The 21,602-nt window shown below is 71.4% G+C and carries 19 protein-coding genes and 2 pseudogenes; 13 read left to right on the plus strand and 8 right to left on the minus strand.

The genetic code is table 11. From position 1 onward, the window contains the following. The first annotated feature begins 58 nt into the window (after window positions 1-58). On the plus strand, window positions 59-994 hold the full coding sequence (locus ACFWU6_RS03185) for an AEC family transporter (RefSeq protein ID WP_383978011.1): 936 nt from the start codon (window positions 59-61) through the stop codon (window positions 992-994). A gap of 69 nt (window positions 995-1,063) precedes the next feature. Next, the gene (locus ACFWU6_RS03190; RefSeq protein ID WP_383978013.1) at window positions 1,064-1,456 is read left to right on the plus strand and encodes a hypothetical protein; all 393 of its coding nucleotides are present in this window, start codon (window positions 1,064-1,066) and stop codon (window positions 1,454-1,456) included. On the opposite strand, the gene ACFWU6_RS03195 is transcribed toward ACFWU6_RS03190, so the two are convergent. Beyond that, window positions 1,410-2,201, minus strand: a complete 792-nt coding sequence (locus ACFWU6_RS03195; RefSeq protein WP_383978015.1) for a trypsin-like peptidase domain-containing protein — start codon at window positions 2,199-2,201, stop codon at window positions 1,410-1,412. The two genes, ACFWU6_RS03190 and ACFWU6_RS03195, sit on opposite strands and share 47 nt — an antisense overlap. Window positions 2,202-3,157: 956 nt before the next feature. Beyond that, window positions 3,158-4,666, minus strand: coding sequence for an FAD-binding oxidoreductase (locus ACFWU6_RS03200; RefSeq protein ID WP_383804630.1), 1,509 nt, complete (start codon window positions 4,664-4,666; stop codon window positions 3,158-3,160). Between the two features lie 503 nt (window positions 4,667-5,169). On the opposite strand from ACFWU6_RS03200, the gene ACFWU6_RS03205 reads away from it, so the two are divergent. After that, window positions 5,170-6,489 carry a trypsin-like serine protease gene (locus tag ACFWU6_RS03205; RefSeq protein ID WP_383978017.1) on the plus strand — a complete coding sequence of 440 codons (1,320 nt, stop codon included), beginning with the start codon at window positions 5,170-5,172 and terminating at the stop codon, window positions 6,487-6,489. A gap of 104 nt (window positions 6,490-6,593) precedes the next feature. After that, window positions 6,594-7,010 (plus strand): hypothetical protein, encoded by a 417-nt coding sequence (locus tag ACFWU6_RS03210; RefSeq protein ID WP_383978019.1) that lies wholly within the window; start codon window positions 6,594-6,596, stop codon window positions 7,008-7,010. 237 nt (window positions 7,011-7,247) lie between these two features. Here ACFWU6_RS03210 and ACFWU6_RS03215 read toward each other — a convergent pair whose 3' ends face one another. Next, window positions 7,248-10,028, minus strand: coding sequence for a BTAD domain-containing putative transcriptional regulator (locus ACFWU6_RS03215; protein ID WP_383978021.1), 2,781 nt, complete (start codon window positions 10,026-10,028; stop codon window positions 7,248-7,250). Window positions 10,029-10,118: 90 nt separating this feature from the next. On the opposite strand from ACFWU6_RS03215, the pseudogene ACFWU6_RS03220 reads away from it, so the two are divergent. After that, a pseudogene (locus tag ACFWU6_RS03220) lies at window positions 10,119-10,265 on the plus strand (ATP-dependent helicase C-terminal domain-containing protein); the annotation flags it as partial. A gap of 35 nt (window positions 10,266-10,300) precedes the next feature. On the opposite strand, the gene ACFWU6_RS03225 reads toward ACFWU6_RS03220, so the two are convergent. Together ACFWU6_RS03225 and ACFWU6_RS03230 are read right to left on the minus strand one after the other, a co-directional pair. Continuing rightward, the gene (locus ACFWU6_RS03225) at window positions 10,301-10,954 is read right to left on the minus strand and encodes a hypothetical protein (RefSeq protein ID WP_383804638.1); all 654 of its coding nucleotides are present in this window, start codon (window positions 10,952-10,954) and stop codon (window positions 10,301-10,303) included. Between the two features lie 130 nt (window positions 10,955-11,084). After that, window positions 11,085-11,237: pseudogene (locus ACFWU6_RS03230) on the minus strand (DUF664 domain-containing protein); the annotation flags it as partial. Between ACFWU6_RS03230 and ACFWU6_RS03235 the strand changes: the two are divergent. The 4 genes from ACFWU6_RS03235 to ACFWU6_RS03250 all read left to right on the plus strand — a co-directional run bounded on the left by ACFWU6_RS03235 (window position 11,176) and on the right by ACFWU6_RS03250 (window position 13,970). After that, the gene (locus ACFWU6_RS03235; RefSeq protein ID WP_383978025.1) at window positions 11,176-11,562 is read left to right on the plus strand and encodes a hypothetical protein; all 387 of its coding nucleotides are present in this window, start codon (window positions 11,176-11,178) and stop codon (window positions 11,560-11,562) included. The pseudogene ACFWU6_RS03230 and the gene ACFWU6_RS03235 sit on opposite strands and share 62 nt — an antisense overlap. Before the next feature lie 241 nt (window positions 11,563-11,803). Beyond that, complete coding sequence (locus tag ACFWU6_RS03240; protein ID WP_383978028.1) at window positions 11,804-13,000, plus strand: PP2C family protein-serine/threonine phosphatase; 1,197 nt, start codon at window positions 11,804-11,806, stop codon at window positions 12,998-13,000. A 123-nt stretch (window positions 13,001-13,123) separates the two neighbouring features. Further along, window positions 13,124-13,540, plus strand: coding sequence for an ATP-binding protein (locus tag ACFWU6_RS03245; RefSeq protein ID WP_383804641.1), 417 nt, complete (start codon window positions 13,124-13,126; stop codon window positions 13,538-13,540). A 97-nt stretch (window positions 13,541-13,637) separates the two neighbouring features. Then, entirely contained in the window at window positions 13,638-13,970 is a 333-nt protein-coding gene (locus tag ACFWU6_RS03250) for an STAS domain-containing protein (RefSeq protein WP_383804643.1), read from the plus strand. A gap of 278 nt (window positions 13,971-14,248) precedes the next feature. Here ACFWU6_RS03250 and ACFWU6_RS03255 read toward each other — a convergent pair whose 3' ends face one another. Beyond that, window positions 14,249-14,638, minus strand: coding sequence for an ATP-binding protein (locus ACFWU6_RS03255; RefSeq protein WP_383804645.1), 390 nt, complete (start codon window positions 14,636-14,638; stop codon window positions 14,249-14,251). A gap of 851 nt (window positions 14,639-15,489) precedes the next feature. Here ACFWU6_RS03255 and ACFWU6_RS03260 point away from each other — a divergent pair. Both ACFWU6_RS03260 and ACFWU6_RS03265 read left to right on the plus strand, forming a co-directional pair. Beyond that, window positions 15,490-15,828 (plus strand): MerR family transcriptional regulator, encoded by a 339-nt coding sequence (locus ACFWU6_RS03260; RefSeq protein WP_383804646.1) that lies wholly within the window; start codon window positions 15,490-15,492, stop codon window positions 15,826-15,828. A 248-nt stretch (window positions 15,829-16,076) separates the two neighbouring features. Further along, entirely contained in the window at window positions 16,077-16,280 is a 204-nt protein-coding gene (locus ACFWU6_RS03265) for a cold-shock protein (protein ID WP_048475199.1), read from the plus strand. A 1,041-nt stretch (window positions 16,281-17,321) separates the two neighbouring features. Here the strand turns inward: ACFWU6_RS03265 and ACFWU6_RS03270 are convergent. Together ACFWU6_RS03270 and ACFWU6_RS03275 are read right to left on the minus strand one after the other, a co-directional pair. Next, window positions 17,322-17,990, minus strand: coding sequence for a DUF2637 domain-containing protein (locus tag ACFWU6_RS03270; protein ID WP_383804649.1), 669 nt, complete (start codon window positions 17,988-17,990; stop codon window positions 17,322-17,324). 124 nt (window positions 17,991-18,114) lie between these two features. Next, window positions 18,115-18,375, minus strand: a complete 261-nt coding sequence (locus tag ACFWU6_RS03275; protein ID WP_383804651.1) for a hypothetical protein — start codon at window positions 18,373-18,375, stop codon at window positions 18,115-18,117. Between the two features lie 572 nt (window positions 18,376-18,947). On the opposite strand from ACFWU6_RS03275, the gene ACFWU6_RS03280 reads away from it, so the two are divergent. Both ACFWU6_RS03280 and ACFWU6_RS03285 read left to right on the plus strand, forming a co-directional pair. After that, window positions 18,948-19,526, plus strand: coding sequence for a hypothetical protein (locus ACFWU6_RS03280; RefSeq protein ID WP_383978031.1), 579 nt, complete (start codon window positions 18,948-18,950; stop codon window positions 19,524-19,526). A 558-nt stretch (window positions 19,527-20,084) separates the two neighbouring features. After that, window positions 20,085-21,011, plus strand: a complete 927-nt coding sequence (locus tag ACFWU6_RS03285; protein ID WP_383978034.1) for a hypothetical protein — start codon at window positions 20,085-20,087, stop codon at window positions 21,009-21,011. The last annotated feature ends 591 nt before the right edge of the window (window positions 21,012-21,602 follow it).

The raw sequence follows: 21,602 nt of genomic DNA on the forward strand, positions 1-21,602 counted from the left end.
GCGTACGGATAGGCTGCCCGACGGCCGATCATGGGGGAGGGGACGCATGGAGGGGGCGGTGGCTCTCGAGAAGCTGGTACCGGTGCTGCTGGCCTTCGCCGGCGGAGTACTGCTCGCACGCCGCAAGTCCGTCCCGGCCGAGGCCTCGAAGGCCTTCTCCGACTACGCATTCCTCTTCGCGGTCCCCTGCTACCTCTTCGGCAACATCTACGCCAGTGACCTGGCCCTCCTCTTCGACTGGCGGGCGCTCGGCGGCTACGCGACCGCGGCCGCCCTCGCCGTGACCGTGGTGGTGCTGGCCGCCGTCGCCCACGGGGTGCGGGAGCCGCGCGCCGTCGCGCTGCGCGTGATGGCCGGGGTGCAGGTGAACACCGCCTATTTCGCGGTCCCCGTCTTCATCACGGTGTTCGGGACGGCCGCCCCGATCTTCCCGGTGCTGCTCTTCCAGGTCTGCGTGCTGTCCCTGGTGATCATCTCCCTCATGGAGCTGGGCCGGCCGGGCTCCGAAGCGGACGGCCCCGGCCGGCGGCTCTCCCGTGCCGTCGGGGCCTCGCTCGCCACCCCGCTCGTCCTGGCGTGCAACGCCGCAATCCTGCTCAACCTGCTGTCGGTGCACGTCCCCGCCGTCGTCCTGGACGCGGCCGCCTTTGTGGGCGACAGCGCCTCCCCGGTGGCCCTCTTCGCCCTGGGCCTCCACCTCGGCGGCCTGGGCCTCGACCTGCGCGGCACCACGCGCGAGGAGTGGGCCCTCATCGGCTTCAAGTGCCTGGCCTTCCCCCTGCTGACCTGGTTCGTGTGCGGGGTGCTGCTCGGGGTCGGAGGCCAGTGGCTCGCCTACCTGGTCCTGATCGCGGCGATGCCGACCCCGCAGAACCTGTTCGTCTTCGCCCAGCGCTACGACGTGGGCGTCGACCTCTCCGCCTCGCTCGTCATCAAGAGCTCGCTCGCGGCCCTGGTGCTGCTGCCCCTGTGGCTGCACGTCGTGGCGGCGTGACGCCGTGACGTCCTGACCCGGACGCGGACGGCGGTCGTTCCCCCGGCGGACCCCGCTCGTCGACCCGGCATGGAACTGCCGACCATCGCGGCGCCGGGCGTCGGTGAACGCGCCGACGCCGCGGCCGACGCCGCCTGCCACCTGTACGACGCCGTCGCGGCCTGGACCTCGGAAGGGCCCGGCGGATGGAGCCGTACCGCCGCCGAGGACGCGGCTGAGGCGATCGAGACCACCGCGCACGCGCTGGCGTACGCCGATCCGGGAGCGGAGGTGCTGCTCGCGCCGGTCCACGCAGCCCTGGCGGAGCTGCGGCGGCGGCTCGGCCTGGCCCCGGCGGACGCGCTGAGCGCCGACGGGCTCCCGGCCGCCCCGCGTACGGTCGGGAACCCGCGGCGGACCCGGTGGGTCCGGGTCCTCACCCCGCCTTCGCCCCGGCAACCGCCTTCTCGTACAACGTCCTGACGTCCGCGCCGAAGTAGGAGCTGTAGGAGGTGTCGGCCGTGTCCCCGCCGGTCTTCCAGCCGCCGATGACCCCGATCACGTCACCCGTCCCGGACCGCGGGTCCAGGTGGAGCAGGAACGGGCCGCCGCTGGTCCCGCCGGGATACCCGGTGCAGTCGATCCGCAGGAACGATCCGGGAATCCGCGCGTCGGTACTGGTGAACCTGGTCGTGCGGTTGACGCACAGGCGGGGGCGGGCGGTGGAGGCCGGGTACCCGATCAGCGAGACCCGGGACTGCGCGTAGGCGGCGCCGGTGACGAGGCGGTTGCCGCCGACCGCGTCCTGCACGCGGACGCCGCGGGCATTCGGGCCGACCTGGGCGAAGGCGACGTCGAGCGCGGCGGCCCGGTCGGGGCCCTGGGAGCGGTAGCGCGGGTCGATCCAGATCGTGGGGTGCCCGCCCGCGTCCCGCAGGACGGGGAACAGTCCGTACGGCTGCGGAGCGGCCCGTGTGTAGCGGGGGACGAAGGCCACCTGCCGGGAGTCCGGTCCGAGGAGGCAGTGGGCGGCGCTCAGCACCAGGTTGCGGGCCGGGGAGGCGACGACGCTGGCGGTGCAGAAGTACGCCCCGCCGCCCTTCATGACGAACATCCGGCCGACGACCGGGAGGCCGCCGAAGTCCTGCCCGGCGCCGGGGCCGGCCGCCTCCGGCAGGTACGGGGCGAGCGAGGACGCCTCCGGCGACGGTGCGGGTGCCGAGGGCATGGGCGCCGAGGGTGCGGGTGCCGACGGGTCCGTGGCCGGAACCTCCGCCGGAAGGGGGGCGGCCGACGCGCCTCCCGGGTCCGGCGCAGGCTCCCGCACCGGGCCGGCGGCCGGGTCGGTGTCGGGTGCGGCGGCCGATGGGGGGACCGGAGCCGCTGCCGGCATCGCGCCCGGCGCGGGCGCGGCGTCCGGCTCCGGACCGGTGTCCGGCTCCGGACCGGTGTCCGGCTCCGGACCGGTGTCCGGCTCCGGACCGGTGTCCGGCTCCGGACCGGTGTCCGATCCGGCCGGGCCCGTCGGTCCGGCAGGTCGCGCCGAGGTGGCCGGTCCCGTCCAGCTGGCCGCTCCCGTGGGGTCGCCCGAACTCGCTCCGTCGGCCGGTCTCGCCGAGCCGGTCGGTCCTGTCGGTCCGGCAGGTCGCGCCGAGGTGGCCGGCCCCGTCCACCTGCCCGCTCCCGTGGGGCCGCCCGAACCTGCGCCGTCGGCCGGTCTCGCCGAGCCGGTCGGTCCTGTCGGTCCGGCAAGTCGCGCCGAGGCGGCCGGCCCCGTCCAGCTGGCCGCTCCCGCGGAGCCGCCCGAACCCGCCCCGTCGGCCGGGTCCGTCGAGCCGGCCGGTCCCGACGAGTCGGGCGAGCGGGCTGGTCCGGGCGTCGGCAGCGGTGTGGCGGTGGCCATCCGTTCGGCGGTCCAGAATGCCCCCGCCTCGCGGGCGGACCAGCGGCCGGAGACCGCCGCGACCCCGCTCCCGGCCTCGGCGGCGGGTAGCGGCCCGGCGGGCACCAGCAGCGCGGCCGCTGCCGCGGCCAGGATCAACGTACGTCGCATGCGCAGCTCCAAGGGGAGGTGGGGGAGGCGGCACCGGCGGGCGCCGGCCGTGCCGTGCCCGTCGGGGCCCGCCGGGCACCCCACCGGGCGAACCGTTCCTGCCCGACGGGGCCCGCACGGCACGGCACGGGCTACAGGGCCTGGGGAAAGCGGAAGAGCCGGTCGGGGTCGTAGGCGCGCCGGACCGCTTCCAGGCGGGGGAGGTTCCGCCCGTAGTAGGCCTCGCGCCAGTCGGTGAGCTCCGGATCGGTGTAGTTCTGGTACGCGCTGCCGCCCGCCCAGGGGCGCAGATCCTGCCAGAGCCCGTCCAGCCAGGCCCGGTGGCGGGCCACCTCGGCGGCCGGGGCTGATGCGGGCCAGTAGGCCAGGTACTGGGCGAGGAAGGCGCTGTCGCGGTGGACGAAGGCGGTGCCGCCGGGCGGGACGCGGTTCACGGCGCCGCCGCAGACCCCGTCGAACTGCACCACACCCGTACCGCCGCGCGGGACGGCGGAGGAATACCGCCGGACGGCGTCGAGCACCGCCCGGACCGCCGGGTCGGGCAGCCCGGGGGCCGCCCAGAAGTCGGAGCGGGCCGCGTACGCGTCCCGGCCGAGCCGCCCCTGGGGGCTCCGGCCCGGCAGGGTGCCGGGCAGCCGGCACTGCTCCGGGGTACGGTCCAGGCAGCCCGACATGGCCCGCGCGGTGTCCCCGTGGCTCCGTACGACGATCCAGCTGTCCCGCGGCGGACCGCCCACCAGGTCGGCCAGCCGGGTCAGTTGCCGCTCCAGTTCCGCGCGGCCGTCGAGGCACACCACCCGGACCGCCGGGGGCGACACGGGGCCGGAGCCGACCGTGAACTCCACCTGGCTCCAGAACGGGTCGGGCAGGCCGCCCAGCCAGCGCTGCCAGCCGCGTAGGAGCGCCGCGGAGTCCCCGCCGGGCCAGTGGAGTTCGGCGAAGGCGCAGTCGTCCGCCGGGTGGGTGTCGAAGCGGAGCTCGGTGACCACCCCGAAGTTCCCGCCCCCGCCGCCCCGCAGAGCCCAGTACAGCTCCGCGTCCCGGTCGGCCGCGACCTCGCGGACCACGCCGTCGGGGGTGACGATCCGGGCGCCGGTGAGCCGGTCGGAGGTGGTTCCGTGGGCCCGCGAGGCCAGGCCGAGGCCGCCGCCGAGGGTCAGCCCGGCGATCCCCACCGAGGGGCAGAGCCCGGTCGGAAGGGCCCGCCCCCGCGCGGCGAGTGCGGCGTTCAGGTCGCCGAGTCGGGCTCCCGCCCCGACCCGTACGCCGTTCCCCTCGACCGCGACCGCCGCCATGGCCCCGGTGTCGACGACCAGCCCCGCCGCGCGGGTCGACCAGCCGGCGTAGCTGTGCCCGCCGCCGCGCGGCACGACCGCGACCGCGGACCGGCGGGCGAAGTCCAGGCAGACGGCCACGTCGCCGGCGTGCGCGGGATAGGCCACCGCGCCGGGTGACACGGCGTCGTACCGGGGCTGGAAGAGCTGCCGGGCCTCGGGGTAGTCCCGGTCGCCCGGGAGCACCACGCGCCCGTCGATCCCGCGGGCGAGCGCGCCGTAGTCCGGCCCCCGGGCGGCCGCCCCGACGCAGGCGAGGACGGCCGCGGCGGCGGCTCCCAGGACCCGGCGGCGGTGGAGGCTCATGCCCCCTTCCTGCCACCGCGCGGACGGATCGGGGCGAAGGCGGGCCCACACCGCACGGGCTGCCGCCCGAACGGCCCACAGCCGAAACGATTCGGCCCGTCGTATCTCCGGTGCGGTGGGGACTCGGCCCTTCGCCCTGCGATGCACCGCACCGCACCGGACACCGCGACCCGGTGGACCTTCCCGCCCACGGCACCGGGCGTCCCGCCGGCGCGGACGGAGGGGCGCATCGCCGTCCGGCCGAGGCCGGCACGGCGGGTCGGGCCCCGACGTCACTGCGTGGGGCGGGAAGGGCCCCCGGTCGTCTTGCGGGCCAGCACCAAACCCCTCGGGCCCTCGGCTGCACGACCCGTACGGCGCCGTACCACTGCGGGTGAGCGATGGGCAGACCCCGCGTGAGCAGTACGTCAGCGGTACGTGAGCACGGCGTGGAAGTCTGACTGTCCTGCGGCAGAGCATCGGCTTGACCCGTCGTGCAATTACCTATGTCAGAGAGCAGAGACGTGAAGTACAAACTTTTCAGTCGGAGCACGGTTCTAGGAATATCGCTCGCCGTTTCCGGCTCCCTGCTCGTGTTGTCGAATCTGGACAGCCCTGAGACGGCCCAGCCCACCGACCTACGCGGAGCTTTCTCGGTGGCATCGGCAGAGAATGCCGCCATGATCGCGCAGGCCCCTATCTCAGAAGCCGCCAACGAGATATATCAGGCGGCTCAGGAGGACGCGGATTCCGGGTATGCCGGCACCGTGCTGTCCATGGAAGACAAGGGATACCGGCTGAGCTGGAAGGGAGAGGTTCCCAAAACTGTCGCCAGTTTGATCGAAGCCCATCGCGCAAAGGGCATCAACGTGACAGTCGCAGCCTCTCGATACACGTTCAAAGAGTTGGATGAACGGGCGCGAGCGATCGTTGAGTCAGGCGTCCGAGTAGCAGGGGCAGCGGTCACGAGTGCGGGAGCGAGCAGTGATGGCAATTCACTGAACATTGGCGTCGATTCATCCAGCCTGCCTCCCGGAATGAATGTTCTCAATGATCGGGCGACTCTCGATTCCATTCCAAAATCTGTCACCGGCGGGTTTCCCCTGAGTATGCGGAAGGAAGGACCCGTAGCCGACTATGGCGGTCCCAGCCGGTACGCCGACGGCCATCCGTATTACGGAGGTTCCTTCATTCGGACGAGCAGTGGCACATGCACCGCCGGATTCAGTGCCTACTCTCCTCAAACCAACCGCAGGTACTTGCTCACGGCTGGACACTGCTTCAAGGGCGACGGAGTCGACGTCAGGAATGGGGAGCGCTCTCCCATGGGCAAGATGATCGACCTGCATAGGGATTACGACTCTGCCCTTATCGAGCTTCCTGATGGCAGTTCGGCAACTCCGTACATTTACACCGGCTACAGGATCAAAATGCCGGTGCAGTCAGGGCAGGTGAGAGGGATCGGCCGCGCCTTTGAGGGCGAGAGCCTCTGCGTCAGCGGAGCGCTTCTCGGGGAGGCCTGTGGAGCGAAAGTCACCTTGACCGCTCAGTGGGTCAGGAACAAGGATGGGGAATTGCGGCACGTCGACAAGTTGGAGCAAGTGGCCGGCAGGTACCTCGCAGGAGAAGGGGACAGCGGCGGCCCTGTCTTCGCGCGAACGGTAGGTGGAATCTCCGCCCGCGGCGTGATGTCGATGGGAATTCATAACGAGCCGTGCAAGAACCCGCTCGGCGGGAGGCGAAGCTGTTCTGAAAGCATCTGGGTCACAAATATCCATGAAGGTCTCTCCTCGCATTACAAGAAGGCCGCTTCGTTGCGCGTAGATAATTTTGGGGCCCGCTAATACGCACTGGCCTTTCCGCATCGGCCCTTCCGGTGCATCAAGCAATGAGTAGAGAAGATCCGTCGGGCCCGGAACGGGTCGGGCGTTGCCGAAAGGATTCGGTCATGGCGACCAATATCAAAAGAATGAAGGCGCTCGGTGTCACTATCGCAGTGGTGACAGGGCTGGCGGTGAGTTCAGTGCCGGCCCAGGCGGCAAACTGTGACGGTCCTGGCGGCGCCGTATACAACTGCGCGCACGGGATAACCCTGAGGCCGCTGACCCCCACCGAGTCGGAGGAGTTCCTGGTCGGTGCCGACGGTGCGGTGTGGTCGCGTTTTACCACAAACCACCGTTGGGGCGGATGGATATCCCTGGGTGGAGCTGCCACAAGCGAGGTTTTCGTTGAAGGCGATGGCGACGAATCCGGTCATCGCACCACGATCATTGTGCTGGGAACCGATGGCAAGCCATGGCAGAGGGTGCGGCAGGGACTTGGGCGGTCCTGGAGCGATTGGGCTCGGGCGACGCGCCCTGAGTGACTTCATACGTCCGGGGCGCACGGCCCGGCGCCCGGCGCAGCCACCGCCGTCCTCCTCCGCCGGCCTGGGTGGAGGAGGCCCGTGCCTGTGGTTGCGATCCAGGGGTCAACGGGCCACGTCCGCGTCTGCGCCGCGCAACTGCCGCGTCGATACCGTTCGAAGCCCCTGTTCTCCGCCTCCCGAGCCGCGATGCCGAGCCGCCGGAGGGCTTCGGCCTCCTCCGACGCGGGCAACGGTTCAGGAGCGCGTCGTGAGACGCGCAAGCGCCGCGTCGTATCGTGCTCGGACGCCCGGATCCGACGACACTCGCAGGAGCACCTCCAGCGCCCGTACCGCCCCGTCCTCGTAGCCGGACAACTCCGCCTCCCGGGCCGCCCGGGCGAGCTGCCGGATGCCCTCGGTCGTGTCCCCCAGCCCCAGCAGCGCCTCTCCCCGCACCATGAGCAGCAGGATGCGGGGCACATCGGAGGTGTCCGATTGATCACCGAAGGCGAGGGCCTCGCTCACCGTGTCGAGGGCCGGTCCCCATTTCCCGGCGTCCACCCAATGCCGGGCGAGGTGCTGCAGGGCCAGTCGCTCGGCGGTCCGGTTACCCTCCGTGCGCGCCAGCTCTACCGCCCGTTCGCATCCCCGCGCAGCCTCGTCCGGGCTGCCGAGCGCCGCTTGCGCCATGGCCAGGACGATCAACGCGTTCGCCTCGGCGACCGCGTCGCCTGCCCGGGCGGCGAGCGCTGAGGCGTCCCCCAGGCGGGTCAGCGCCTCCGCGATGCGACCCTCCTCGATCAGCACCCAGCCGAGCACGTTCAGCACCCGCGCCTCGCCGTGCTGATCGGCGTCGGCCCGTGCCGCCGCAAGCGCGGTCTCCAGGTGCGGGACCCAGTCGTCCCGCACCCGCCACACGATCAGCGGCCACAGTGCCAGGACGATCCGCCAGGTCCTGGCGTGCAGCCCGGCAGCGTGTGCCGCGGCCACCGCCAGCGTGAGGTCGTCCCGCTCGGCCGCATACCAGGCCACGGCGGCAGACCGGTCGCCGAACTCCCGTACGGCGGCCGGCGGCAGGTAGTCCGCCGGCAGCGGGAAGTCCGCCTCGTTGCCGGGCTCGGCCGCCGCCATGGCCGCGAGGGCCGTGGCGATGTAGTGGTCGAGCACGCGCTTGAGCGCATCGGGCCCGGCGTCCAGACTCCGTGCGTAGAGCCGGATGAGATCGTGCAATGCCCAGCGGCCGGACGCCGTCTCCGTGACGAGGTGCGCGACGGCCAGCCGCTCCAGGCAGCTCTCGGCGGACGCCGGGTCCGTGTCCGCCAGGGCCGCCGCCGCAAACCGGTCGACGTGCGTGCCGGGATGGCGGCCGAGATGGGCGAACTGCCGGGAAACCTGCCGGGGCAGCTGTTGCAGCGTCAGGTGCAGTGCCGCCCGCACGCCGGTGTCCTCCACGTCCAGCAGGCTCAGCCGGCGCGTCTCGTCGGACAGCTCGGCGGCCATCGCGCTTAACGACCAGCCCGGACGTTGCACCAGCCTGGCGGCAGCCACCCGCAGCGCGAGCGGCAAGCCCCCGCACAACTCGGCCAGCCGACGCGCGGCCACCGGCTCTGCGAGCACCCGCTCCGTGCCGAGTACCCCGGCCAGGAGCATCGTGCCGTCCTGCGCCCCGAGCACATCCACGGCAACTGGCCGGGCAGAGTCGGTGACGATCAGCCCCGGCAGCCGGTGGCGGCTGGTGACGACAGTGACGCAACGGCGACCGCCCGGCAGCAGCGGCCTGACCTGCTCGGAATCACGCGCGTTGTCGAGCACCACCAGCAGTCGGCGGTCGGCAGCCAGCGACCGGAACAGCGCGGCCGCGCCATTCACCGACTCAGGAATCCGGCGCAGCGCGACACCGAGCGCCAGCAGGAACTCGCGCAACACCTCCCCGAGGGTCGGCTCGCCCGTGTCGCCGAAACCGCGCAGGTCAGCGTAGAGCCGCCCGTCGGGGAAACCGGCATGGCCCCGGTGTGCCCAGTGCAGCACCAGGGCCGTCTTCCCCACTCCGGCGGGCCCGGTGACCAGACAGACCGGCGCCTCGCCTGCGGCGGCCCGGGAAAGGGAGACGAGCTCCGCCTCCCGTCCGTGGAAACCACGCGGCGCCCGCGGCAGCAGGTCGGGCGCACCAGGCCGCGCAACGGCATCCGGTGCCCCGAAAGGGAGCGCAACGTCCGTCGTGGCGGCTTGGGAAGGAATCCGAACCGCGGCGGCAGCCTTCGTCTTGTTCCCGCCGGTGGCCTGCGCCACGTCGCCTTCACCGCCGCGCAAGGCTGCGGCGTAGGCGTCCGTCAGCTCCCGGCCCGGGTCCACGCCCAGTTCGTCGGCGAGCAACCGCCGTGTGCGATGAAACCAGTCGAGCGCCTCCGAACGGCGGCCTGCCCTCTGGAGCGCCCCCATGAGCGCGGCAGACAGCGATTCGCGCAGCGGGTGGGCAACCGCCTCGGCACGCAGGACAGTGGCCGCCCCGGCATGCTCGTCCAACCGCGTGTAGCACGCGGCCATCTGCTCCACCGCGGCCAGCCGCATCTCTTCCAACGTCTGCGCGGCTGCCAGCAGCGGCGGGCTCGAGCAGACGTCGGCCAGCGCCGGCCCCTGCCACAGCGACAACGCCTCCCGGTACATTCTCACCGCCTCAGCCGGGCCACGCTGCCCACGGGCCCCAGCCACCAGATCCTCGAAGCGGTGCACGTCCAGCAGGGCCTTCGGCATCCGCAGGACGTACCCCCCGCCCTGGGTGACCAGCTCAACGCCATGCGCCCCGGCGCCGGCACCCGTCAGCGACACCCGCAGCTGCGACACATGCCCCTGGATGACACCGCGGGCGCGCGCCGGCGGTTCCTGTTCCCACAAAGCAGCCATGAGGTGCTCGAGCAATACTGGGCAATTGGGCCGCAACAGGAGTGCGGCGAGCAGGCTGCGCCGTTTGACAGGACCAAGCGACAGACCACCGGCCTCGGTGACGACTGACACCGCTCCGAGCAACCGGAACTCCATCGACCCAATGCCTCTCAGTGAAAGAACTCAGAATAACGCCACGGTGGCTCCCCGTTCCTGAGCTTCGAAGAGGCGGGCGGCGTAGAGCGCGCTGGGCACCCGGCCGCCGTCACCGGCGACCTCGCGTCGTTCTGGCGCGAGGGCTACCGCGCCGTGCGGGCCGAGCTCCGCGGCCGCTACCCCCGCCACCCGTGGCCGGAGGACCCGGCTGCGGCCGAGCCGACCCGGCGGCTCAATACGCCCAACCGGGGAGCGCCACGGGCAGCCCGGGGTCAGCCGCCACCCGAGTTGGCCGAGGCCGAACCGCCGGAGAACCAGGTCGAGTGGGATCGCGGCTCATCGCGCGTGCTGCGCTCGGTGTGCAGTTCCACCACGACGGCAGCCGGGCCGAGTAGGGCCTCCAGTGCGTCGGCGAGCCGTTGCGGGTCGCCGCCGAACGGGAGGGGGGCGAGCCGCTCCGGGCCGCCCCGCAGGACGAGTTCCAGCGCGAGCGTGGAGGTGGCCGGCTTGCGGTCCCCCTGGTACGGCTCCACCACCTTGTGCGTCAGCCGCACCTCGCGCAGGGTGTCGACGGGCAGCCAGTCGTCCGGCCCGGCGGCCCGGACCAACCGCAGGGACGCGGGCACCCCTGTCGGCGCGAACTCCACCCGCAGGATGTCCCGGGCCTGGGAAAAGGCCAGCGCCAGCCAGCCGAGCAGGTACTCCAGCCCGGCGATCACCCCCACCACCACGAACACGGTCGACGCCCGCGCCCCAGCCAGCGCCATGCACAAAATGACGAGCAGAGTCGGCCCGCCCAGGACGAGCGGAAACAACAGGGCCGACCCCGCCGAGGTCAGCGCGTTCCACGCCGGCCCGGCCGGGCCGGCATGCAGGACCAGTTCCGTCGAGTCGGGGCCTTGTCTCAACAAGGGATCGGTGGCCATGCCTCCAGCGTAGGACCGGTCCGCAAGAGCGCCTCGACCCCATTCGGCCGATGGGACACGGCTTCTGACGGCCGTGGCCCACAGCCACCGGGCACGCGGGCTCCCAGGGCTCGAACCACGGGTCGGGCCACTGCTCGGCGGCGCCCATCAGCGGGTAGGGGGTGGCGCCGTCCAGGCTCTCGCGGATGATGTCGGCGTGGCCGCCGTGGCGTGCGGTCTCCTTGATCAGGTGCAGCAGCACCCACCGCACCGACCACTCCTCGACGTCGGCGGGGAACCACGGCATGGTCGACTGGGAGTCGAACAACGGCGACACCGCCAAGACCGGCGACGAGTCCTGCACCACCACCACCTACGCCCGCAACACCACAAGCTGGATCCTGAACAAGCACAGCCGCGTGGAGAGCGTGGCAGTGCCCTGCGGCACGGCCGCCAACCGGCCCGCCGATGTCCTCGGCGACACCCGCACCTACTTCGACAACGGCCCCCTGGGCACCGTCCCGGCTGCCGGCCTGATCACCAAAACCGAGAAGATCAACACGCCACCGTCACCATCGTGGTCATCCACGTCGGCCGCCTCGGCTGATCAGACGCTGCCCGGGCTCTAGCCGATCGGGGTCCGGCCCGACCGGCGACCGATCCGCCCCAAACCACACAGCGGCAGCAGCCCCCAGCGGCGGGCATCCGCTGGTGCCTGCCCAGAGCGCCTGTGCCGGGCATAGTCGCTTGATGCGGTGTGCGTGTGCGGTGTGTTTGAGTGCATCCAGTTGGCCGTCTTTGTCCGAAGAGTGATGGGGCTGCGTCCGGCTGTGATTCGCTGTCCCGTATACAGACCTTGTGGAGGCTGAAGTGGCACGTGATCGGCTCGGACTGGCCGAGGTGCTGGCCGCGGCGGAGACTGCCGCGCCGGTGGACTCCCTCGACGTTGTCGCACGTAATCTGCGGGACCGGTTCGGTGCCCGGTATGTGTCGTTTCTGTTCGTCGACATCGTGGGCCGGCGCATGCTGCGCGTCCACGACACCGGGGGCACGTCTGCGGAAGACCGCGCGGAGCGGATCCCGCTGGTCGACAGCAGCATCTACGGCGAGGTCCTGCGCACGCAGCGACTGGTGCGGGCGCCGGCCGGCGATGACGGGCAGCGGGTCCTGGCCCCGGTGACGAACCGCGGCGACACCGTCGGTGTCCTGGAACTGTTCCTCACCGATGTCACCGGCGACGTCCTGGCGCAGGTGGAGGAGGCGGCGCACGCGCTGGCGTACATCATCGTCACCGACCGCCGGTTCACCGACCTCTACCACTGGGGCAACCGCACCACCACCGTGAGCGTCGCCGCGGAGATCCAACGTCAGCTGCTGCCCTCCGCCGCCGCGTGCGAAGCCCCGCAGTTCACGCTGGCCGGCGCCTTGGTCCCGGCCGCCACCATCGCGGGGGACACATACGACTACAGCCTCGACAACGACACCCTGCACCTGTCGATCACCGACGCCATGGGCCACGACGTCCACGCCTCCTTGATGGCCACCCTCCTGGTCAACGCCTCCCGCGGCGCCCGCCGCGCCGGAGAGGGCCTCGCCGAGCAGGCCCGCCAGAGCCACCAGGTCCTCCTCGACCACGGCCACCGCACCTTCGCCACCGGGCAGCTCCTGCGCATCGCCCTCGACGGAAGCGGCGCCCAGCTCGTCAACGCCGGCCACCCCCGGCCCTTCCTCCTGCGTGACGGCACGGTCACCGAAATCGACCTGGCTGTGAACATGCCCTTCGGCTTCGGCCACCACCCGGGCATCTACCAGGTCCAGGACCTCGACCTGCAACCCGGCGACCGCCTCCTGCTCCACACCGACGGCATGCAGGAACGCGAAGCCGAAGCCGTCGACCTGCCCGGTCTCCTGCGCAAGACCGCGGACGAGCATCCCCGCGAGGTCGTGCGCGCTCTGGTCGGCGCGGTCACCGACGTCTACGACGGCCAGCCGCCGAGAGACGACGCGACTGTGCTGTGCCTGGACTGGCACGGCCCCCACGCCGAAGCCGACCCGCGCGTGCCCTGACCCGCTGATGCGGATGGTTGCCGCGGCACGGCCTGGGCGCCCAGGTGGCATGCTGATCATCACGCCGCGGCCGAACAGGCCGGGGCGGCATGACTTCCGCGACGGAGGGCAGGTGGTCACGGCATGAGTACGCCCGCAGCAGCCGACGGAACGCCTGGCTCGGACCGCCGTCCGGACGGCGACCAGCTGGCTGTCGCCACATCAACTGCTGCCCGCCGCCGTGTCACTGAGCTGCTGGAGCGGGTGGGCGTAAGCCTCGACAGCGTGATCGCCGTGGACGCCCTCATGGTCACGACGGAGCTCGCCACCAACGCGATCCGCCACGGCGGCGGAATCACCCTCTTCCGCACCGAAACCACCGACCACGCCCTGCACGTTTCGGTCGGCGACGGCAGTACGCGCACACCGACGTCGCACCGGGGCGACCCCGTCAAGCCCGGCGGACACGGCTGGCCGCTCATCCAGCGCCTGGCCGAGCACATCGACATCACCCTCCATCCCGGGGGCAAGACCATCAAAGCCATCCTGCGTCTGAACTGATCCCTCTTTCCCCTACTGCACCGGGGAAGCCACCGGCGGTAGCCAGAGGTTCGGGCAGGCTGAGGACAAGATTTTCACGTGTGCTGGAGGAGGCGTTGTGGAACAAACGACGGTGACCGTTCTGCCCGATCGCGACGGGCAGCGGGTGGTGCGGTGCGCGGGGGAGTTCGACTTCAACACCATCGCCCCGCTCCAGGCCGCATGCGACACAGCCGTGACGGCGGCCGGCGTCGAGCACTTGCTCTTGGACGTCCGCGGCGTAACCTTCGGCGACTCCACCTTCCTGAACCTGCTCCTCACCCTTTGCCGCGCACACGAGCTGCGCCTGGTGGGCCCCCTGCCCCGTCAGCTTGCCCGCCTGCTGGCCGTGACCGGCGCGGACCAAGTGTTCACCATCGAGGACGCGACCGCCGACGAGACAGCCGAGTAGCAGGAGCGGGCCCCAGGGCCTGGTCGCCGCCGCGCGGGGACCACGCCCCTCCCGGGCCTCGAAGTGTCGCCCGCCGACGATCTGACTCTCCAGGGCCCCGACGCGGCTCAGGCGACGCAGCCCGGATGGGGCCGGACCACGGCGCCGATCCCGTTTCGGTCGTCCCGCACGGTGGCGGTCGCGGACAGGCGTGCAGGCCCGGTGTGCGGCCGTCATCGGTGCGTTCGATCCCGAGGGAGAGTGCCGGCTACCCCGACTGGCGGCGCGGTGTCGTGGTGTTACCGGGTGAGGAGGGCGGTGACGGTTTTGCCGCCGGCCGGGTGGGGGGTGACGGTGGTGGTGTGGGAGAGGCGGTTGACCATGGGCCAGCCGAAGCCTCCGGTGCCGCCGTTCAGGTCGGGGGTGCGCATGCGCGGGGTTCGGGGACTGCTGTCGTGGACGGCCACCTCGACGCTGTCGGGGTGCGCGGCCAGGTCCATGGTGCAGGTTCCGCCGCCGTGGCGCAGGGCGTTGGTGACGAGCTCGGAGACGACCATGACCACGGTTTCGGCGGCCTCGGCCGTGGGCGCCGGCAGGAGGTCTGCGAGGAAGTGCCAGGCGCTGTCACGAGCTCCGGCGACGGATGTGGCGGAGCCGGCGGGTGCGACGGTGACGGTCATCGTGTCCATGCAGGTCACCCTGTTTCTGGTCGTCGATGCGCGGTCATGCATGTCCGGTGCTTGTGCCCCGGCCTGTGGGGGTTAACCCGGCGATGACCGCCTTGCGCCCCGTCTCCAACACTGCTCAAGGCCGATTACCTCGCTGTCCAACCCACGAAAATCTACGGCGGCCGGATTAGACATTGGGCGAGGGTGTGGTTATGGTTTCTCTCGTAACACAGAGAGACCGCAGGGCCTGGCAGGGACGAACTGCCGGGCATCTAGTACGCGCATGCGGTGCGGTGGTGGAGTTCCGAAGCCAGGTTTGTTGCACGGCGGCGACGGGGCTGACGACCGGACCGGGCGGCCTGCAGTGATCAGGGGCCACCGCATATAAGTGCAGTTCGCAGTACCAGCAGTGAGCAGTGCCTCGGTGGAGGCGTCGATGGTGGGCGCGCGCACCGGGAGGTTCGGCAGTGGGGTTCCAAGCCAGAGCAGATGCAGGGTGGGCGACGGGGCTGGCTGTCGGAAGCGTGGCGCTTGGTCAGGCCGCGAGCAGTTCGCAGTACAAGCAGTTCTGAGTGGAGCAGTACCCGCAGTCCCAGTTGTAGGTAGTTGATCATCCGAGGGATGAACGGACGGATTGGGCGCCATCAGGATCGCCCGGACGGAGTGTTGAGTCCGGGTACCGCAGGACATCGTTAGTGAGGTGGCCTCCGGTCGAGCAACCGCGATCCCCGCAACCCCGACAGCATTCTGGTCGGGTGGGCGGATACAGGAGGCCGGCGCAGTTCCAGGGCCGGTAGATGGTGTAGCAGTTCCTTCGGGGCCCTGGTGCCATAGGCACCAGGGCCCCTCCGCGTGGTTCACAGAGAGGTGAGATGACCGCAGACGACTCGTTCGGCCGTCTCGATGACGACGATTTCCCCGCCTACACGATGGGCCGGGCCGCCGACATGCTCGGCACCACCCAGGGCTTCCTCCGTGCGATCGGTGAGGCGCGCCTGATCACCCCGCTCCGCTCCGCCGGCGGCCACCGCCGCTACTCCCGCTACCAGCTGCGCATCGCGGCCCGCGCCCGCGAACTCGTCGACCACGGGACCCCCATCGAGGCAGCCTGCCGGATCGTCGTCCTCGAGGACCAGCTCGAAGAGGCGCAGCGCATCAATGCCGAACACCGTCGTGCCGCCGGTCCGGCGAACCCGTCGGCCGCGGCCTGAGGCGGTACGCGCCCGTCGGGCACCTGCGGGTCCCCTGTATGTACGCCGTTGAGTGCGGCGTACGGGTCGTTTCACGTGGTGATGGGGTGTGCTGCGTGTAGCCTCGGGTCTAAGCTGTCGTGGTTCGGAAGTTCCCTTTGCCCACGCCTCGGCGTGGGTGTTTTGCTGTGCTGTGCCGCAGGAACCAGGGCGATCACCTCCGCCTTCCGCGCGTTGCGGGGGGCGTTCATCGGCTGGAAGGCATGGATATGGCTACGGGAACTGTGAAGTGGTTCAACGCGGAGAAGGGCTTCGGCTTCATCGCCCAGGACGGCGGCGGCCCGGACGTCTTCGCCCACTACTCCGCGATCAACTCCTCGGGCTTCCGCGAGCTCCAGGAGGGCCAGACCGTGACGTTCGACGTCACCCAGGGCCAGAAGGGCCCCCAGGCCGAGAACATCACCCCGGCCTGACCGGACCCGCGGGCACTGCGACGGCCCTGCCCTCCCCTGGGAGCCTGTAGGGCCGAGCCGAGCCGGATCGTGGAAGCCTGTCCGGCGCTCCCGCGGGAGATTGACGCATGCGATGAGGGCCGCGCACCTACGCGCGGCCCTCATCTCGCGCTCGGCCCGCCCGCGCGCGCGGTCAAGGCAATGCCCAGGGGCGTTGCCGCTGTGGACGACGTGGACGCGGCCCGGGTGTGGGCAGCTCTCTGGGCGGGCCGGCCATCGGGGTAACAGGCGCAGGGTGCTGAACGTGGCCGACGCCGCAGCTTACGAGCGGGCTGCCAAGGGCCCGGAGAGCACCAGCACCGAGACGTGCTGACCCCTGCCGGCCGTCTTCGGCAGAGAGGTCCCTGGCACGACCGTGCCGGGGACGTCGTTCGTTTAGGGGACGGTCAGGGCAGGAAGTTCTTCCGCCACTCCAGCGATTTCATGCTGAGCGCCGCCGCCGCGCCCGCCAAGGAGACGGAACAGTGGCGGTGAGGGGGGCGAGGGGGCGGGAACCGTCCGGCATGACGGCCGGGGCCCGGCCGTCATGCCGGAACGGCGATCCCGGTTGAGCGTCGGCACTCCTGTGGGTACGCGACGGGCCAACGGCGCCCCGGCAGTATGAAGTCCTGGTCGCGAGGGCGAACCAGGCCCTTCGACAGCACGGTTGACCGGGAGTCGTGGACGCGGCTCCGATGCCGGGCGGGGATCGGAGCCGCGGACGGCACGGGCCCGACCTGGGGGGGGCAGGTCCAGGCCAGTGCATGCGTCGCCGTCTCAACGTCCCCCACGCCTGCGGGACACGTCCGGCGTCAACACGGAGCGCCTCGGTGTGTTCGGCCTCCACACCGGCGGAGATCACCTGCGGCTCTTGGCGTCTGCGGCTGCGTGCGGCCGAGGTTCCCGGCCGGGCGTTGCCGGACATCACGAGGTGTCCTTCTCGGTTTCCGCTGGTTTATGCCGCTTCGTCCGTCCAGCGTCACGTGTTCTGCCGTGTCCGGCCTGTGCGGAGGCGGGGTCCGGTTATGCGGGTCGTCGGCCTGTGGGGCGGGTGCGGTGGCGTGGCTTGGTCTGGAGTGGTGGGCGGGTGAGGGTGATCTGCCGGACGAGTTGCTGGAAGCAGGTGAGGGAGGCGAGGGCCGGGAGCGCGGCGGCTGCCACGTCGACGGGTGTGTGAGGGGCCTGTGCGACGCACAGGAGCATGGACACGATGGAGAACAGCAGGACGACGGCCCAGGAGTGCACTGCGCGTCGTCGGTGGAGGGCGGCTCGCAGGATCGATAGGGATGCGACCAGCCAGGGGCCGTAGACCAACAGGGGCCACCATCTGTCCGCGTTGCCGTAGGTGCGGTACTGGGCGATGTGGCGCAGGGGGTCGTAACTGACCATGCCGCTGAAGACGCACACCATGGACACGACGACCGCGGCGAGCGCGGCGAGGAAGAAGCTGGTGGTGCGCAGTGCGCTGATCGCACGCTTGCGGGAACGGGGGCGGCGTCGGCCGCGGGGCGGTGTGGGGGACAGCGGGGGCAGGCCGGCGGTGATCTTGGTCAGGCCGCCGAGGGGGTCGTTGTGGGAGCCGTCGATGACCGGAATCTTGGCAGTGTTCGCGGGCGGTGTGGCGCCGTTCCGCTCGTTCTCGACGGCCTCGTGCAGCAGGTGGGCGAGTTCTTCTGCCGGGTCCCAGGCCACGTCCAGATGATGGTCAAGTGGGACCAGGGGCTGCTCCCACGTCTGGGAGTGGCCGGATGGCGCTTGTCCTCCCGTGGCAGGGCGCGGGGCGGGCATTTCCGGACGCCGGTGACGGCCCCCCGCTTCATACATGAAGGGATTGCTGATGGGGCTCGTCGAGGGAGTGGGTGTCGCACCCCTCGGGGTTGCTTGCCGAGGCGGCGAAACGTTCCTGGATGTGTCCGAGCTCCGTGAGGAGGTCTTCGAGGAGCTGGGCGGAGTGCCGCAGGTCGACCCGTCGGTAGCTGTCGTGGAGGGTCGCGTTCACCTCGGAGGCGGGGGCGGGCGTGTAGACCCACTTCCCCAGGAGAACCACGCCTGCCGCACTGCCCGTTGCGCTGACCAAGACGTCTCCTGAGGTGAACCGTGGGCTTGCTTTCGTCATATCCATCCAACGGGCCCGCATTACGGAGGATGCGCGGCAAACGAGTGGCGCCTATGTCGCATGTTGCGGCTTTCGGGCTAATGGTTTATCGGTTCTGCAGGCACCTGAGGTGGGCACGAACGCCGCCAGGCTCCCGGCGAGCACCTTGTTGCTGCCGTGGCTGTTTTGCAAATGAGTGGCATCACCCTCCGATGACCCACGCTCCCCGCCTCCCTGCCGCATGGCGCCCCCGGGCGGCGCGGGGGGCGGCCCCCGTCGCGCTCGGCGACGCGTCGGCATAACTCCTGGACTCCGAAACTTTCCGGACGCGAGGGTGACGCTCCAGCGGGACCTCAACAGCGGGGCGTTAAGGCCAAATTTTGCTCATAAGGTCTGTTTCGAGCTATTGGATCATTGTGCGACGTATGGGGTGGTGTGTTCATGTGTAGGTTGCGGGTGTGTCGGTCGTGGAGCATCTACGGTCGCGCACTTCGAGAGGCTTCCTCATGCGCTTCATGCGCAGCACTGCCCTTTCCCGGACTCTCCTGGTCTCCGTGATCGCCGTGGCCGGTCTCACCGCCGCCCCTGCCCTGGCTTCCGCGTCGGCCCGTGCCGAGACGGGCAGCGTCCGGGCTGTGGGCGGCTTCACTCTCCTGGGTCTTCCGGGGGGGAATGGGGCCAACGGTGTGGGCACCGGTGGTGGGATCGGTGGCCTGGGCGGTACCGGTGGCGCGGCCGGTGCCAACGGGAACGGCGGCACCGGGGGTGACGGCGGCAACGCGAGCGGCAGCGCCAGCGTCGGTGGCGCGGGCGGTGCCGGCGGCGCCGGGGGTGCCAACGGCAACGGCGGCAGCGGCGGTTCCGGGGGCGTAGCCGCCCTGGGCGGTACCGGGGGCAAGGGCGGTGTGGGCGGCGTGGGCAACGCGGGTGTCGGCATCGCCGGTGGCAAGGGCGGCAAGGGCGGAGCGTCCACGGTCGGTGGCGGACACAAGGGCGGTACCGGCGGTGCGGGTGGCGCGGCCAGCCCGGTGTGCCCCGGCAAACCCGGTGGCAACGGCACTGCTGCCACGTTCACCGCGGACGGCACCACCGGTGCCACCGGCGCCGCCGGAAACTCAACCCTTCCCTGCTGAACCGACCCTAGCGGGGAGTGCCCCGCCAGCTCCGGTAGGACGACACGCATCCCTCGGTGCCGCCCCGCCCCTGCAGACGCTGTAAGGGCGGGGCGGTTCTGGCCTGACGGCCCGGCCCGGAGGCTTGCCCGCCCGCACGGTATGCCTGACGACGCGATGCCTGGGTGCCGCGAAGTTTCGTCTCCCAGGGCCGGGATGGCTGCACTCCCCGCAGGGGCCGGTGCCCTGCGCATCCACTACCGAGCCGAGCATCTCGTACGCGACGGTCCGGCCCGGTCCAGCGTCCGCTGACTAGGCAACGTGCCGGGGGAACCGCCTCACCGTTCAGAGAAGACTGCCCTGCTCGCAGACTTGGCCCCGCGCCGTGACCCTGGCCGCCTATGGCGAGCAGGAGATGCCTGCCCCACTGGAAACAGTCCGGGATTTTCGCCGACTGCCTACCGGCACGCGGCGCGGAAACCGGTTCGGGGAACGGATGTTCCCCCACTTGGTTCCGCACCGGCCTGATCCAGTGACCCGCACCGACCCACGCTTCACCTGAGCCTGAGGAAACCCGTCATGAACAGGAACCACACCACCGCGCTCCTCGCCCTGCCCACGCTCTTCGCCGGCGCAGCACTCTTCCTCGGCTCTCCCGCCGCGGCCTCCGCCCTCGCCTGCACCGCCGGCACCGCGGGCGTCGCCGGTGCCAACGGCAACTCCGCCCATCCCAACGGCTTTGCCGGCACCGCGGGCGGCCCCGCGACCGGAACCGGGGACTGCGCCGGCGGTGCGGGGGGTCCCGGCGGCAACGGGGTCCTGGGCGGGGTCGGCGGTGCGGGCGGCAACGGCGGCGCCGGCCTCGGCAGCGGTTCCGGCGGGGCGGGTGCTCTCGGCGGCAACGCCGGCCCCAACGGCGCCGCGGGCGGCAACGGCGGCACCGGCGCGGCCGGCGGCCTGACCGGTGCCGGCGGTGCGGGCGGAGCAGGCGGAGCGGGCACCCACGGGGGTGCGGGCGGCGCCGGCGGCGCCGGGGGCAACTCCGGGGCCGACGCCGGCGCAGGTGGCCGCGGCGGCCTCGGCGGCGCCGGGGGATCAGACGGGGGTGCGGGCGGCAATGCGGGCAACGGCGGCATCGGCCACGGCGGTGGCGCGGGCGGTAACGGTGGCCGCGGCGGCATCAAGAGTTTTGGCAACGGCGGCAAGGGCGGCAAGGCCGGAAACGGCGGCAACGGCAGCTCCGTCGGTGCCTACCCGGGCGGTGCCGCAGGCATCGGCGGGGCGGGGGGCCTGAGCTCGGGAGGCATCCTCAACTTCGGCGGCAAGGGCGGTGACGGGGGCAACGGCGGCGCCAAGTCGGGCGCCAGCGCCGATGGCGCCTGCGGCAACGGCGGCGCCGGCGGCAACGCCACCGGGGGCATCCTCTTCCACGGCGGGACGGGAGGGACCGGCGGAACCTCCGGCCTGGGCAGCCCTTGCGTGAACGGGGCCAACGGAACACCGTGACCCGCCGAGACCGGTGCCCTGCGCCGTACCGCAGCGACACACACCTCGTACGGTCCCGGGGCGTGAAGACCGCTCCCTGACCACCTCGCCGCTGAGAGCCAGCTCGCCGGCTCTCAGCGGCGAGGCGCACGCGGATCTGACATGCGCACGAACCGGGTAACGCGGGGAAGCGACGGCGTACGCCCGGGCCACGGCTGCCGTTCCTGCCGTCCCGCCCAGGCGCTGACGGCCGTCCTCGGGTCCCACCGACCGCACGGCTGGTCTCTACGATGGCGGGTTGCGGGCGGGGTCTTCCCCAGAAGAGGGTGATTGCCCGCATCGTCGCGCGGACTGCCCTGGGCAGGCGATCACGGCCCTTCTGATCGAGATGATCTATCGTCCGTAGGCTCGCAGGCTGCCCGGACTCTGCTACCAGATGTCGGGGGACCGCTGGTGTCCGGCGCCCATGCGCAGTCGAAGCCCCTGCACGTGTCGACACATCTCAATGGGTTCGGCGCTAGGGCCTGTGTGATGTTGTGATCATTGGGCGGTCTTGAGCAGGTCGTCGATCCAGATCATTGCGGCGCGGAGGTGGAGGCCGGCGAGGTAGCT

The sequence above is a fragment of the Streptomyces sp. NPDC058674 genome (assembly GCF_042716505.1).
In the GTDB taxonomy this organism is placed as follows: Bacteria; Actinomycetota; Actinomycetes; order Streptomycetales; family Streptomycetaceae; genus Streptomyces.

Excerpts from the sequence above, each read along its gene's own strand:
- ACFWU6_RS03245 (WP_383804641.1), top strand. The coding sequence starts at position 13,124 with ATGAGTACGCCCGCAGCAGCCGACGGAACGCCTGGCTCGGACCGCCGT.
- ACFWU6_RS03260 (WP_383804646.1), top strand. The coding sequence starts at position 15,490 with ATGACCGCAGACGACTCGTTCGGCCGTCTCGATGACGACGATTTCCCC.
- ACFWU6_RS03210 (WP_383978019.1), top strand. The coding sequence starts at position 6,594 with ATGGCGACCAATATCAAAAGAATGAAGGCGCTCGGTGTCACTATCGCA.
- ACFWU6_RS03190 (WP_383978013.1), top strand. The coding sequence starts at position 1,064 with ATGGAACTGCCGACCATCGCGGCGCCGGGCGTCGGTGAACGCGCCGAC.
- ACFWU6_RS03195 (WP_383978015.1), bottom strand. The coding sequence starts at position 2,201 with ATGCCCTCGGCACCCGCACCGTCGCCGGAGGCGTCCTCGCTCGCCCCG.
- ACFWU6_RS03200 (WP_383804630.1), bottom strand. The coding sequence starts at position 4,666 with ATGAGCCTCCACCGCCGCCGGGTCCTGGGAGCCGCCGCCGCGGCCGTC.
- ACFWU6_RS03215 (WP_383978021.1), bottom strand. The coding sequence starts at position 10,028 with ATGGAGTTCCGGTTGCTCGGAGCGGTGTCAGTCGTCACCGAGGCCGGT.
- ACFWU6_RS03225 (WP_383804638.1), bottom strand. The coding sequence starts at position 10,954 with ATGGCCACCGATCCCTTGTTGAGACAAGGCCCCGACTCGACGGAACTG.
- ACFWU6_RS03265 (WP_048475199.1), top strand. The coding sequence starts at position 16,077 with ATGGCTACGGGAACTGTGAAGTGGTTCAACGCGGAGAAGGGCTTCGGC.
- ACFWU6_RS03285 (WP_383978034.1), top strand. The coding sequence starts at position 20,085 with ATGAACAGGAACCACACCACCGCGCTCCTCGCCCTGCCCACGCTCTTC.
- ACFWU6_RS03255 (WP_383804645.1), bottom strand. The coding sequence starts at position 14,638 with ATGGACACGATGACCGTCACCGTCGCACCCGCCGGCTCCGCCACATCC.